Annotated in this window: 10 protein-coding genes; 6 read left to right on the forward strand and 4 right to left on the reverse strand. The window is 38.1% G+C overall.

Features of this window, described 5'->3' with window-relative positions:
* Window positions 1-56: 56 nt before the first annotated feature.
* From AC27E9_RS00965 to AC27E9_RS00980, 4 genes are all read left to right on the forward strand, one after another.
* Window positions 57-2,312 carry a TonB-dependent receptor gene (locus AC27E9_RS00965; RefSeq protein WP_487126400.1) on the forward strand — a complete coding sequence of 752 codons (2,256 nt, stop codon included), beginning with the start codon at window positions 57-59 and terminating at the stop codon, window positions 2,310-2,312.
* 246 nt (window positions 2,313-2,558) lie between these two features.
* A complete protein-coding gene (locus AC27E9_RS00970) occupies window positions 2,559-3,743 on the forward strand; it encodes a hypothetical protein (RefSeq protein ID WP_487126402.1) in 1,185 nt (394 codons plus the stop codon).
* A gap of 5 nt (window positions 3,744-3,748) precedes the next feature.
* Entirely contained in the window at window positions 3,749-4,684 is a 936-nt protein-coding gene (locus AC27E9_RS00975) for an HAD family hydrolase (RefSeq protein ID WP_487126404.1), read from the forward strand.
* On the forward strand, window positions 4,684-5,307 hold the full coding sequence (locus AC27E9_RS00980; protein WP_487126406.1) for a DUF1361 domain-containing protein: 624 nt from the start codon (window positions 4,684-4,686) through the stop codon (window positions 5,305-5,307). The genes AC27E9_RS00975 and AC27E9_RS00980 overlap by 1 nt, the downstream gene beginning before the upstream one ends.
* A gap of 82 nt (window positions 5,308-5,389) precedes the next feature.
* Here AC27E9_RS00980 and AC27E9_RS00985 read toward each other — a convergent pair whose 3' ends face one another.
* From AC27E9_RS00985 to AC27E9_RS00995, 3 genes are all read right to left on the reverse strand, one after another.
* Window positions 5,390-6,577 (reverse strand): amino acid aminotransferase, encoded by a 1,188-nt coding sequence (locus tag AC27E9_RS00985; RefSeq protein WP_487126408.1) that lies wholly within the window; start codon window positions 6,575-6,577, stop codon window positions 5,390-5,392.
* A gap of 416 nt (window positions 6,578-6,993) precedes the next feature.
* Entirely contained in the window at window positions 6,994-7,737 is a 744-nt protein-coding gene (locus AC27E9_RS00990) for a class I SAM-dependent methyltransferase (RefSeq protein WP_487126409.1), read from the reverse strand.
* 99 nt (window positions 7,738-7,836) lie between these two features.
* Window positions 7,837-8,547 (reverse strand): DUF445 domain-containing protein, encoded by a 711-nt coding sequence (locus AC27E9_RS00995; protein WP_487126411.1) that lies wholly within the window; start codon window positions 8,545-8,547, stop codon window positions 7,837-7,839.
* 203 nt (window positions 8,548-8,750) lie between these two features.
* On the opposite strand from AC27E9_RS00995, the gene AC27E9_RS01000 reads away from it, so the two are divergent.
* The gene (locus tag AC27E9_RS01000; RefSeq protein WP_487126413.1) at window positions 8,751-9,680 is read left to right on the forward strand and encodes a peptidylprolyl isomerase; all 930 of its coding nucleotides are present in this window, start codon (window positions 8,751-8,753) and stop codon (window positions 9,678-9,680) included.
* Window positions 9,681-9,690: 10 nt separating this feature from the next.
* Here the strand turns inward: AC27E9_RS01000 and AC27E9_RS01005 are convergent, their stop codons facing one another.
* Entirely contained in the window at window positions 9,691-10,512 is an 822-nt protein-coding gene (locus tag AC27E9_RS01005; protein ID WP_487126415.1) for an SDR family NAD(P)-dependent oxidoreductase, read from the reverse strand.
* A 142-nt stretch (window positions 10,513-10,654) separates the two neighbouring features.
* Between AC27E9_RS01005 and AC27E9_RS01010 the strand changes: the two genes are divergently transcribed.
* Window positions 10,655-13,543, forward strand: a complete 2,889-nt coding sequence (locus AC27E9_RS01010) for a M16 family metallopeptidase (RefSeq protein ID WP_487126417.1) — start codon at window positions 10,655-10,657, stop codon at window positions 13,541-13,543.
* Window positions 13,544-13,848: the final 305 nt, after the last annotated feature.

The raw sequence follows: 13,848 nt of genomic DNA on the forward strand, positions 1-13,848 counted from the left end.
AAAATATTTACGCCATGGTAACAATGGATAAAAATAAAATTCTTGAAGGGAAATAAATGTTCAGAACGACTCATCTTTCTGCAGCTATAAGTGCTGCGTGTTTAACCTTGTTACCGCTTTCTGCGTATGCTGTATCTGCCATTGAGAATGTTCAGCAGGAAAATATTGATTCAAGTGAAGAAGCTATTGAAGTAATAGAAGTTTACGCGCAAAAACGTAAACAAAAAATTACCGATGTTAGCGTTGCCGTTTCTGTGTTTGACGGTGAAGAGATTGCTCGTCAGCAGTTAAAAGACACCACACAATTATCGTCTTTAGTACCTAATGTAAAAATTACTAATAATGCCGGCGAGGGTACACCTCCAGCTTTTAATATTCGTGGTGTAGGTATGATCGATTACAATACCTCGACAATTTCACCTATTGCAGTCTATTCTGATGATATTGTTAGTGGCAGTGCCAATAACCTATCGGTAAATTTATTTGATTTAGAGCATATTGAAGTATTACGTGGCCCGCAAGGAACGTTATTTGGTCGCAATACTACCGGTGGTGCAATTTTATTACGCTCTAAAATGCCTGAACATGAGTTCGGTGGCTATATCAATGCCAGCGTTGCTGAGTTTGATACTTTATCGCTAGAAGGTGCGGTGAATATTCCTGTATCCGATACCACAGCAATGCGCTTTGCAATGAGTCATCAAGATTATAACTTTTCTACAGAAAACCAAATGCCGGGACAGCCTGACGGCGGCTTAAAGCAAACCAATCTGCGTTTAATTGTCTTATCAGAGTTTGATAATTTGACCATTACCAGCAAATTTCATAAGGAAGATTGGTCTGGTAAGCCTAAACCAATTGCAAGTTTAGGCGTTAACCGTACTGACGGTGGTGGCTTGTGTACGCCATCGCAAGCGGGTTCAAGCTTATGTGCTGACAATTTTGGCAATCAAATTGGTGGTGATGACTTCTGGGCAGTAAACGCCGATACCGCTGACCGAGAGCATGATACCGATAGCTGGGGTGCTAGCGTTAAAGTCGAATGGCAATATAACGACGATATTTTATTAACCTCAATTAGCGGTTACCGCTCATTAGAACGCTTCCATTCATGGGACTCTGATGGGCCGGGCAATTTTGTTGAAGGCTCGATGGGCACAGATAATACCTTGTTTAGCCAGGAATTGAGCTTAGGAATAGATTTAGGTGAAAGTTTCTGGACTACAGGGCTATTTTTTGTTGATGAAGATATTAAACAAAAAAATGATTTTGATTTATTCCGCGATTTCCGCGCGGTTCCAGCTTTAGCGGCGGTGCCGGCACAATTTTTTTATGATAATGAATTAAATAATCGCTCTTTTGCTATTTATTCACAAGTTGAGCATCAGCTTGATGATGTATTCACGGTAACAGCAGGTATACGCTATACCGATGAAAAAACTGATTATCATGCTAATGCTGACCTTGATACTGTGGCTGGCTTTGTTCCTGATTTTTGGGATATCAGAGGTGCAGTAGAAGATGATGAAGTTTCTGGAAAATTAGCGTTAAACCAAAAGCTTAATGAAGACTCTTCGCTTTACTATAGTTATTCTCGTGGCTATAAAAGTGGTGGTTATAACGCTGGCTACTCAACCAGCCCCGCACAAGCGGCAGAGTCAGAATATTCGCCAGAAAAACTTGATGCTTATGAAATTGGTGGTTACTTTCAATTTTGGCAACAAGATGCCCGTTTACATGTAGCGGCTTTCTATTATGACTACAAAGATCAACAAGTATTTGTTAATCAAACGCAGGGTGTAGCGGTTGATCATGTACTAAAAAATGCTGGTGACTCGACTATTTATGGTTTTGAATCTGAGCTTGTGGTAACACCCGATGTTGATTGGGAATTACGTTTAAATATTGGTTATTTACCAGAAGCCAATATGGGTGAGTTTAACCAACATGGTGTGGTGGTTGAAGATAATCGTTTACCGTTTTCTTCAAAGTGGAATATCAGTGGTGCCATTATTCATGAAGCCGTTGTTATGGGGCGTGATTTAACGGCTCAGCTGAGTTTTGATTACCAGTCTGACTTCTACTTCGATCAGGAAGAAAATGCTTATACTGAACAAACCGACTTTATTGTTTTTAATGGTCATATTAGTTATGAAGTTAACAGTGCCTTAACCATGACATTGTGGGGTAAAAATTTAACTAACACTGAATATAGTGAGCTACGATTTAATTCGATTGCTGCTTTAGGTGCTGTGACAGAATTAAAAGCAAATGCTCGACAACTTGGTATTGAAGCAAGTTATAAGTTTTAGCGAGTCATTGATTGCGTTAACCACGAAAAGCTGAGTATATCTCAGCTTTTTTTTACTTCTTTTTTAAGAGGTCAACCAGGATTACTGCTGGAATTATTGAACTAATGTAAAATATTTCAAAAGCATTTGATGTTATTAGCTTTTTTCTCTTATTGTTAATCTTTTTTTGTAGGTTTACTTTACTACAAGCGCTTGTTACTTTAGCAATATTAATTGTACTTATAATAATAACGAGAGAGTCGCCTAATGAAATGGAAGTTACTTTGGCCAGTTTTACTGACCCTATTGATCCCGCTTGTTGTCGCTTGGTTTATATATCCCAACCACCTACCACCTAAATTTGGCGTTTTTCCGCCGCAATTTGTTGCTAGTGCACCAGGGTTTAGTTTACCGTACTTTTTAGTGATGCTGGCAGGTGTGATATATATTGGAGGTTTGATATTAGTACCAAAATACTTTGGTTTTAAAGGTGCGTCAGTTGAGCCAAGGCCGAAATCAACAGTATCTTTGCCATGGTGGTTTTGGGCTGGCGGTATTGTTATGGGTTTCTTCTGGTGGTTAATGTGGACCCGTGTCACTCCTTTTGGCAATTTAGTGCATTGGGCCTTTACGCCTTTATGGTGGGGTTTTATTTTCTTTCTTGATGGTATTGTTTATCAACGAAACAATGGCGCATCATTATTTTCCAAAAAACCTTTAACATTGTTAATTGCTGCCGGAATTTCAATTGTAGGCTGGCTGTATTTTGAATATTACGACTATTTTGTTTTAGGGAATTGGTATTACCCTAATGCAGACAAAGTAGGTTGGTCTCAAACTGTAATAACGATTGAGTTTCTAATTACCTATTCAACGGTAACTCCGGTTTTATTTCAATGGTTTAATTTACTTCACACTTTTCCGAAAATGAAAGCAAGATATCAAAATGGCCCCAAAATGGCGCTTAATGGTAACCATATGATATTCATAGGTTCAGTATTAATTGCAGCAATGGTGTATTGGCCATATGAGTTGTTTTGGGCTGTTTGGATTGGGCCATATGCGGTAATGACAGGTATTTTAATGCGCTTAAATATTTGGAACCCGTTTACCGACATTGCAAAAGGTAATTGGACTGCAGGTGTGCTAATTGGTGTTTCGTCGCTACTTAACGGACTATTTTGGGAAATGTGGAATTATGGTAGTAGCGCCAATGCATCATTGCCCGTCACTAACCCTAATTATTGGATTTATGATATTCCTTACGTCAATGTTATTCATATCTTCTCTGAAATGCCGTTACTAGGTTATTTTGGTTATATTCCGTTTGGTGTGTTGGTTTGGCAAGTGTTTATTTGGAGTGGTAAGTTTATCGGCTTTGATTCTGATATTTTAATTAAACCTGTACCGCCTAAAGAAGATAGCGAAACAGCTGCAGCTATAACACCGTAAACCTAATGAGAAATAATAATCATGACCCCTTACCTTCATGGCATGAAGGTAAAGTAAAACAACGTATATTAGAGTTTGTTGAACAAGTTACGACACCTGAATCAGAGCATTTCGTTGTTGAAGAAGAGCGTATAGCAACTTTTGATAATGACGGAACTTTGTGGGTTGAAAAACCGTTATTAGCTCAAATGGCGTTCTATAAAAAAGAGCTGTTAGATGCCGATGTGCTTGAGGATGCTTCAAAAATAAAGCGAGCAGTGAATTGGAGCATTCGCGGCGTTAAAGATTTAGGTGGTTTAACTAAAATGCTAGTGGGGTATTTTCGCGCTGGCATTACAACTGATGAATATAGAGAACGGGTTGCACAATGGATAGCAAAGGCAGAACATCCGAGGTATAAACGCAAATATACCGAGCTTGTTTATCAACCTATGCAAGAGGTCTTACAGCTTTTTACCGAGCATGGCTTTACTAACTATATAGTGTCTGGCGGCAGTGCTAACTTTATTCGTCCGTGGGCTGATGAGGTTTATAACGTACCTGAAAATCGTATTATTGCCAGTAGTAGTCGAACTCGATTATCAAAGCGTGATAACGAGCTGGCAGTCAAACTAGAAGCGATGCCATTTTCTTTTGAATATCGCTCAGGTAAAGTTTTAGGTATTGAACGAAGATTGGCTAAACGCCCTATTGCAGCTTTTGGTAATAGTTTAGGTGATGTTGAAATGTTGCGATGGGCGCGAACTACACAGCAGTCATTATGTGTTCTTATTCATCATACCGATGATGTTAGAGAATATAAATATGGCCCTGATCCGCGTTTTCATTTTGGCAAAAGCACGTTGAAATTTGCTCAAGAACTAAACTGGCAAGTAGTTGATATGAAAAACGACTGGCAAACACTGTTTAACTTTGAAACCTCAAGTAACAAGGAAGTTTAATGAACTCTGTTCCGGTGCACTTTACCGTTGTAATTAATTTTATACTTGCATTTATTCCATTTATATTGGCTTTTTACTTATTTAAAGTTAGCCACCATCGCACGGTATTATGGTGGTTATTAACGCTGGTATTTATTGCTTTTTTACCTAACAGTGCTTATGTCTTAACGGATATTATTCATTTTATCGCAGCGGTAAAATCACCTAATATTTCAACGGTATATTTAGTCTTGGTGTTGGTGCCCTTTTATACCGTTTTTCTGTTGGTTAATTTTGAATTTTATGTTATTTCCATTCAATGGGCTGATAAATATTTACAACAAGTTAATCAAGGTTTTTTAAGTAAAGCGTTTATACCTAGTATTCATTTTTTAGCGGCAATAGGAGTTTATTTAGGGCGTTTTCAGCGTTTAGAAAGTACTGATATTATTCATCACCCTATCATTGTTTTTAGGGACTTACTTATCGATTTATCCGGTGGCAAAAGCTTACTGATTATTATTGGCTTGTTTGTTTTATTTTATGCATTGTATGAGTTGTTCAGCCGTATTAATAATAAGTTCGCTGAGAAAATTCACGCTAAAATAGCAACACACCCAATGAAGTTAATTCATAATAATTAAAAACTGCTTTTAAGGTACTGTTTTTAAAATAATAAAAAGCCGCTAATAACAGCGGCTTTTTGTGCTTTATAACAGTAGTAACTTATAGTACTTTGGCAATTGATTGCGCTAAGTAATCAACATTACTATTGGCAATGCCGGCGATGCTCATGCGACTAGAGCCAACCATGTAAATACTGTACTCGTCTTGTAATTGCTGAACCTGTTCAGGCGTTATGCCTAAGAACGAGAACATGCCCTTCTGGCGTGGAATAAAGCTAAAGTCACGAGTTACCCCGTTTTCAACAAGCTTATCTACCAATAACTGGCGATTGCCATTAATGCGATCACGCATTTCTTTTAATTCGCTATGCCATTGAGTGCGTAATTCGTCAGAGTGTAAAATGGTTTCAACAACTGCCGCACCGTGCGCTGGTGGCATAGAATAAATACAGCGAATCACTGTTAACAATACTGAATTGGCAACATCAACACTGTGCGAGCTTTCACCAATAATGGTGCAAGCACCAATACGTTCACGATATAAGCCGAAGTTTTTCGAACAAGAGCTACATACAATCATCTCTTTAACGCTATCAGCCATTAAGCGTAAACCGTACGCGTCTTCATCTAGGCCTTCACCAAAACCTTGGTATGCCATATCAACAAGCGGCAGGAAACCTATGTCTTTAGCTACTTCAGCTACTTGCTGCCACTGTTCTTTATTTAAATCCATACCACTTGGGTTATGGCAACAGGCATGTAGTAATACGGCATCTTCAGCTTTCACTTCTTTTAACGCTGCAAGCATGCCGTCAAAATCAAGATTTTTGTTCTCGTAATCGTAATATGGGTATGTTTTTACTGTTAAACCTGCGGCTTGAAATAAACCTGTGTGGTTTGCCCATGTTGGATTACTTACCCAAATAGTGGTACCAGCTTTACATGAATTAATAAATTCAGCAGCAACGCGTAATGCGCCAGTACCGCCTGGTGTTGAAACTGTGCGTGCACGGTTTTCAATCAACACTTTATGGTGACCGAATACTAACTTGCTCATTTCTTCGTTAAATAGCGGTGAACCGGTTGGGCCAATATAAACTTTGGTATCTTCGGTTTCGAGTCGATGTTTTTCAGCGGCTTTTACACAATCTAAAACAGCGGTATGGCCTGCTTCATTTTTGTATACACCAACACCTAAGTCGATTTTTTGAGAATTTGAATCTTCACGATATTTAGCCAACAAGCCTAAAATAGGATCGGCAGGCAACGCCGTTAAGCTACCAAACATTTCTGGGTTTACCTTTTTACGAAGAGAGGGAATTAAGTGAATTAACACCTATGTTAAGTCACCGGTATAATCCCTGTGATTAAAGGGCAAGCATAACGGCAATACGGCGAAAATTAAAGCATAAAGATTAAAATAATCAGTAGAAAATAGTAGAAATAAATCTAGCTGATAACTTAACGCTATTTATTGATTTTTTTGCTTTTTAAAGTGTTGATTTATATAGCTTTACTTTTTATATTTGATTGTCAGTGGGGTGTCAATTTAGCTGTAACTTATAGTTAACACTTAGTTTTATTTAATGGAAAGAAACCTATTCCCGAAAAAGACTAAAGCGGTAGGTGAATATATTGTCTTTTGTTGACTTACTACAAAGTCAGGAGCTATGTCACAATAACTAACTTATCGTGACATGTTGGCTATTTTACCCGTTCAAACAACAATACAAAACGGTCTGTTTTGCGTCTTAGTTGCGGAGAAAATACTGAAATATTGTGTTTATCCTGCTTATTTTCTAGAAGCTTTGAACGTTCAACTAAGCTAAAGCCATATTTTTTTAGGTCATCAATAACAAAATCAGCCTCAATTCTGTGCAAGGTTTTTGTGTCTTTTGAACCACGCCCCTTTGCTGCTTGGTGGTCAATAACCAGTAGTTTACCACCTAGTCTTATCGATTTTGCCACTTGCGGCATAACAGTAGCCGTTGGAAAATCCCAGTCACCGTCAGTAAAGAACATATCGTGGTAACCCAGCACTAAAAAGGCACTGTCGTAGTAATTTTGCGGTAAATGTAAGTTGCTCGCTTCGCTAAGCAGGTAATTAACATTAGGTAAGCGGTTGTTTGCCAAGCGTTTGTCTAGCTCATCACCAATAAAGCTCAGATATGCTTTAGGAATTTGTAGGGTAATTTTACCGTTTTTACCAACAACATGTGCCAGAAGTTCCGAGTAATACCCACCGCCTGCCAGCAAATCTAGTACTTTGTCACCTTTTTCCACCCCCGTGAAATTGATGATTTCAGTAGGCTTTCTATATTCATCAAGTTCAATGTCTGCAGCGGTCCTATCGGTTAGTTTTAGTTCGTTTGCCATTGTCGGCAGCGTAAGAAAAAGCACAGTGCTAATAACAAAAAGACGTATTGGTAGGTTAGAAAGTACAGGCATTAGTGATAATTCCTAATAATTTTTTATTTTTAGAATTACTGAGTGTAGTTAATTGGATTTAAATGACTAGCCTTTATCTGTTTCAAATTATGTAACTTGTCAAATATTACCCGTTACTGACGCTATAAAGCCAATTATTGCACCGAAAACACCGCCCCAAACCACAAGCCAGCCTAAATGCTCGTGAATCATTTTTTGTACTATCTCTTTGACTAACTGTGGCGTTAATTCATTTAGCCGTTTTTCGATAATGTCACTGACTTTATCTCGCATACCAGCCATGACATTAGGCTGTTCTAATTCTTCTCGTAGAATGTGATTAAACTCTTCACTTTGGCTAATATCAATTACCGAAGCGCGCATTTTTTCAATAAAAGGTTCACGCATCGGTTGCAAGGCTTCTGTGCCTCCAACCATAGCTAACATGCCACCAAATGAAGATTGTTCAACAACTGTAACCAAATTATCAAAGGCTGGAGACAAATCAACTTTGTTAATTACAGGGGCTAAATCAATCGCGGTTGCAGGGTTATCACTGCCAGCTAAAAAGCGATCAATGTTTTCCTCAGTGAAAAATTGTTCCATCATTAAATTACGTATGGCAATTTTAAAATCTTCAAAGCGTGCAGGAATAACGCCCGAGCCATAAAGAAAAGGTACGCGCTCGAATAACATATGTATAGCTAGCCAATTGGTTATGGCACCTGATAAGGCAAATAAACCAACAGTGAAAAGAATGTTATTAGTCAAAAAATAGCCAAAAAAAACTGCTAAAAGGGCTGAAAAGTTAGTGATAACGCTCTTATTCACAAAAACTCCGTAATATTAAAAAGATTAAAATTTTATGTCAGGATATATGGTATCAATTGCTCGCGATTACGCCAATAATTGATTTTGCCGCAATCTTTTTAAGGAAAAACTAGCACCAATATCTATGATCTGATTTACTAAAGAAAGTAAGGTGTAAGCAGCTAATACTGCTCTGAAAATAAATATAATAATAAAGGCATCACATGAAGTTTAAAAAAACCTTTTCGAGTTTGCTGCTGACGTTAAGTAGTTTGGCTATTGTTTCTAGCAATACTGTCAATGCTGAACAAAGTGTTCAAGAACAAATAATGGCAAAAGTTGCTGCTGAAAATGCTATTAAAAACAAAGATGAATGGCGTAAAGTCGCGATTGAAAATATGGTGGTGATGACATTGCCACATGGGCAAGTTGTGCTTGAACTTGCACCACAATTTTCTCCTAAACATGTTGAACAATTTACCCGTTTAACTAAGGCGAAACATTATGATGGCAATAAGTTTTATCGGGTAATTGACGGTTTTGTTGCGCAAGCGGGTCCTGTAGATGATAGCCCTGCCGATCGTGAAGTGCCTTTGCTTAAACTTGAAGGAGAATGGCAAACAGATAAAGATTGGTCATTTACCTTAGTGCAAAACAAAGATTTATTTGCTGAAAAAACAGGGTTTAAAGATGGCTTTGCTTTAGCACATAATCCTAGTGAGAAAAAAGCTTGGTTAACCCATTGTCCTGGCGTTATTGCGATGGCGCGTGGCAATGATGCTGATTCAGCATCAAGTCACTTTTATATCACTAATGGTCAAGCGCCAAGATATTTAGATCGAATTATGACTATTTTCGGCCGAGTTGTTTATGGAATGAATCACGTACAAGCGATTACTCGCACAGCTACAATTGAAGGTGAAGAGGAAGTTGCCAGTTCAACACATACACCGATTGTTTCGATGAAAATGATGGCTGATTTACCACAAGAGCAACAGATTCACTTAGAAGTGAAAAATACTGAAAGCAAACTATTCGCTACTAAATTAGAAGAGCGTATTAAGCGTGAAAATGCTTTTTTCTTTAAGAAGCCGCCACCGGTGCTTGATGTTTGCCAAACGCCGGTTTTAACGCGAATAGTTAAAACTAAGTAAGAAGTTTGGTTTAACTGTTAATATTTTTATATTTTTCTTTAGCCTTGCGGCCTTTGCGATAAAGTGCAGGCCGTAACACTCTTCTTAATGTCGGAAATAAATAGGAAATAGTCGTTAGCCAACCACTGGCCTTTGGTAATGAAATTTCCACAGCTTCTCCAAGCGCACAGCTAATAATTGCATCTGCGACTTGTTGCGCACTGCTCATTGGCTGAGAAAATACAATATCTTCCACCAGATCTATTTCTGACATAATAAAACCGGTATCAATTGGGCCTGGCGATACTATACCAACATTAATGTTGCTACCTTTTAATTCGTCTGATATTGAATAAGTGAACGCTCGCAAACCAGCTTTGGTAGCGGCATAAGTGGCCGCACCTTGCAATGGAGTTCTACCAGCTAAAGAACCGACATTAACAATAGCGCCGCCTTGAGCTTTGCGCATATAGGGTAGTACTAGCGTAGATAGTTGAATGGGGGCTCGTAAATTAACATCAACCATTTGTGCTAATTTGTCGGCCTGATTTAACTCAACATCGCCACGTTGATGAAATCCTGCATTGTTAATTAATACATCGATGGAGCCAAATTTTTGGAATGCTTTTAGCAATAACTCTTCATTAGCGTTGGCATCATTGATGTCCATAGCGACTGTGAGCACTGAAGTACATTTTTCAAGCTCTTTAGCTATTGTATCAAGCCCTTTTTGTCCGCGGGCGACTAATACTAGGTTGGCTCCTAGTCTTGCAAAAGCTTTAGCTGTGGCGGCGCCAACCCCGGCAGAAGCGCCCGTAATGATGACCGTTTTACCGTTGAAATTACCATTCATAAGAAAATTCCTCGCTATTGCCTGTCTTAAAGTTTGAGTTGTATGTATTCTGTTACAGAAAATATTGTAAATTTATTGTTAAAGTGATGAAAAACACTAGCGAGTTTCATAAGATAGCAGCATAACAATAAAGGGATCGATAATGAAAATTAAATATTTAGCAGCGGCCATTGTAGCTAGCTTGACTCTCTCAGCTTGTGTTGCGACACAAAACAATCAAAATTCAACACCAGAAAGTGCAGCTGTTGAAGTAAATCAAAATAAAGTATTTAGCCAAAACTATGTTTTTAAAGAGTTAGAGAATGGTTTACGAGTACTCATTGTCAAAACGGATTACCCAGATTTAGTGTCAGTGCAAATTCCGGTTTCTGTTGGTTCTCGTGATGAGGATGAGGCAGGCCGAACTGGCTTTGCACATTTTTTCGAGCATATGATGTTCAAAGGCTCTGAAAAATTCCCACAAGATGTGTACGCCGACTTGTTTAAAAATGCCGGCGTAGATAACGGCGCATATACCACCAACGATTATACGAATTATCACTTAGACTTTTCTAAAGATCACTTAGATAAGGTTTTAGAAATTCAAGCGGACCATTTTAAAAACCTCAAATATACTGACGCACAATTTAAAACCGAAGCTTTGACTGTTAAGGGTGAATATTTAAAAAATAACGCCAGCCCAATTCGTAAGTTATTAGCGGCAGTTCGCAAAGAAGCTTTTGATACTCATACCTATAAGCATACAACAATGGGCTTTTTTGAAGACGTTGAAGCTATGCCTGAACAATTAGCTTACGGTGAAAAGTTCTTTAAGCAATTTTACAAACCAGAATATGTTTCACTGGTAATCGTTGGTGATGTTGAGCCAGATGCAACTATGGCCATGGTTGAGAAGCACTGGGGTAACTGGAAAAAAGGCGATTTTGTTAATGATATAGCACAAGAGCCGGCACAGACTGCACCACGTTATGTTCATGAAAAGTTTGATGGTTTACCTGGCCACTGGTTATTAGTTTCTTATAAAGGCACTGATTGGCAACCAAAAGAGAAAGATCGTGCAGCATTAGATTTAATTTCAGAATTGTACTTCTCTAATAACTCAGCGTTATATCAGGAATTAGTTGTTGATAAGCAATTGGCGAGCCAAATGTTTAACTATAACCCTGAAACTAAAGATGCTGGTTTGCGCCATGTTTTTATTAAGGTGAATGAAGAAAAAGACTTAGCAACCGTTCGTGACGCTATTAACCGAACTTATGCTCAAGCACGTACAGAATTAGTCTCTTCAGAAAAATTAGATAACTTAAAATCAAATTTAAAATATAGCTTTGTCAATAGCTTAGATTCATCAGAATCAATCGCATCAACGTTAGCAAGCTATATGCATTTTGAGCGTGATCCAGAAACCATAAATCACTTATATGATAGCTTTGATAATATTTCTGCTGAAGATATTAAGCGCGTTGCAAATAAATACTTTATTGACGATAACCGCACCACCGTTACCTTATCAGCATTAGATAAAGTTGATGCTTTTGCGCAAGAAGTTGATTTAGATGCTGCTGTTGCAAAAATTGCAGCAGATAATGCACAACCTAAAACGGCACAATTTACTGTATTAGATAAAACTAATGACTCACCGTTAATTGATGTTAATTTCTTATTTTATACAGGTGCAGCAGCTGATCCAGTGGGTAAAAAAGGAGTCGCGGCATTAACTGCACAAATGCTAACGCGTGGTGGCTCAGCAACACATACCTATAAAGATATTCAAAAAGGGCTATATCCTTTAGCGGGACGTTTTTCTTCGCAACTTGATAAAGAAATGATGTCGTTTACTGGTCGCGTTCACAAAGATAATGCCGAACAATGGTATCAGTTAATTAGTGATCAATTATTGAATCCTGGCTGGCGCGAAGATGACTTTAAACGCCTGAAAAAGGAGTTGATTGATGGTATTAAGTCGGGTTTAAAATCTTCAAATGATGAAGAGCTAGGCAAAGAAGTGCTTTATAGCGAGCTTTACCAAGGCCATGCTTATGAAAACTTTAATAGCGGCGATTTATCTGATTTAGAAGCAATTACTCTTGATGATGTGAAAGCTTTTTACGCTTCACAGTTAACGCAAGCTAAGTTGCATTTAGGTATTACAGGCGCTATGCCAAGTGACTTAAAAGCACAACTAATGGCAGACTTAACCGTGTTACCTGAAGGCGATGAAAAGCGCTTAACGATTGCGAAAGCACCGGTATTAAAAGGCCATCATGCAACAATTGTTGAGAAAAATGCACAATCAACAGCGGTTTCTTTCGGTTTTCCAATTGACACCATACGTAACGATAAAGATTGGGCGGCACTTTGGTTAGTGCGTTCATACTTTGGTGAGCACAGAAGTTCAAATAGCTATTTGTACCAACAAATACGCCAAGCACGTGGAATGAACTACGGTGATTATTCTTATATTGAGTATTTCCCGCGTGGTATGTTCCAAACCAAGCCTGATGCTAACTTAGGTCGTTCAAGCCAAATTTTCCAAGTATGGTTACGTCCATTACGTTCAAACAATGACGCACACTTTGCAACACGTGCCGCGTTATATGAGCTGGACAAGCTAATTGAAAACGGCATGAGCGAAAAAGACTTTCAAGCCACGCGTAACTACTTAACAAACTATGCACCACAATTAGTGGCTAGCCAAGACCAACAACTAGGTTATGCACTAGATAGCGAGTTTTATCAAACAGATGAGTTTGTTAAATATGTTCGAGAACAGTTTGCTAAATTAACTTTGGCTGATGTGAATCGTGTTATTAAAGAAAACTTGCAGACGGATGATATTCACTATGTATTTATTTCTGGTGATGGTGAAGATATGAAAAAGCGCCTATTGTCAGAACAAGTTTCACCGTTGAAGTATAATTCAGAGAAACCTGCTGAGTTATTAGCAACCGATAAAGTAATCGAAAGCTATAAACTCACATTGCCAGCGACAAACGTTGAAGTAATTGCGGTTGATTCAGTATTTGAATAAGTAGTTTGTCGAATGATCACCATTTCACAAATGTGTGACTGTGATATTGCTGACATTGAGGTAGGTACTTAGTTTTAGTCTGGAAAAAAACTGACCTAATACCTTATTTATAAACACCACGCTTGTCGTGGTGTTTTTATATCTAACGTATTAAAATGTTCAATTAACGTTAATCACTTTATGTGAGCAATAACTTTTGTTCATCAATTATTCAGCTTGAGTTGGTATGATGACAACAAAGCTAATCTCTTTAGGATATTTATCATGCAGTTAAATAAATCCACGTTATCACTTAAAAAAACATT

It is taken from the genome of Colwellia meonggei, assembly GCF_057537295.1.

What these genes read in the sequence shown, in the direction of transcription:
- AC27E9_RS00965 (WP_487126400.1), top strand. Translation starts at nt 57, where the DNA reads ATGTTCAGAACGACTCATCTTTCTGCAGCTATAAGTGCTGCGTGTTTA.
- AC27E9_RS00970 (WP_487126402.1), top strand. Translation starts at nt 2,559, where the DNA reads ATGAAATGGAAGTTACTTTGGCCAGTTTTACTGACCCTATTGATCCCG.
- AC27E9_RS00975 (WP_487126404.1), top strand. Translation starts at nt 3,749, where the DNA reads ATGAGAAATAATAATCATGACCCCTTACCTTCATGGCATGAAGGTAAA.
- AC27E9_RS00980 (WP_487126406.1), top strand. Translation starts at nt 4,684, where the DNA reads ATGAACTCTGTTCCGGTGCACTTTACCGTTGTAATTAATTTTATACTT.
- AC27E9_RS00985 (WP_487126408.1), bottom strand. Translation starts at nt 6,577, where the DNA reads ATGTTTGGTAGCTTAACGGCGTTGCCTGCCGATCCTATTTTAGGCTTG.
- AC27E9_RS00990 (WP_487126409.1), bottom strand. Translation starts at nt 7,737, where the DNA reads ATGCCTGTACTTTCTAACCTACCAATACGTCTTTTTGTTATTAGCACT.
- AC27E9_RS01000 (WP_487126413.1), top strand. Translation starts at nt 8,751, where the DNA reads ATGAAGTTTAAAAAAACCTTTTCGAGTTTGCTGCTGACGTTAAGTAGT.
- AC27E9_RS01005 (WP_487126415.1), bottom strand. Translation starts at nt 10,512, where the DNA reads ATGAATGGTAATTTCAACGGTAAAACGGTCATCATTACGGGCGCTTCT.
- AC27E9_RS01010 (WP_487126417.1), top strand. Translation starts at nt 10,655, where the DNA reads ATGAAAATTAAATATTTAGCAGCGGCCATTGTAGCTAGCTTGACTCTC.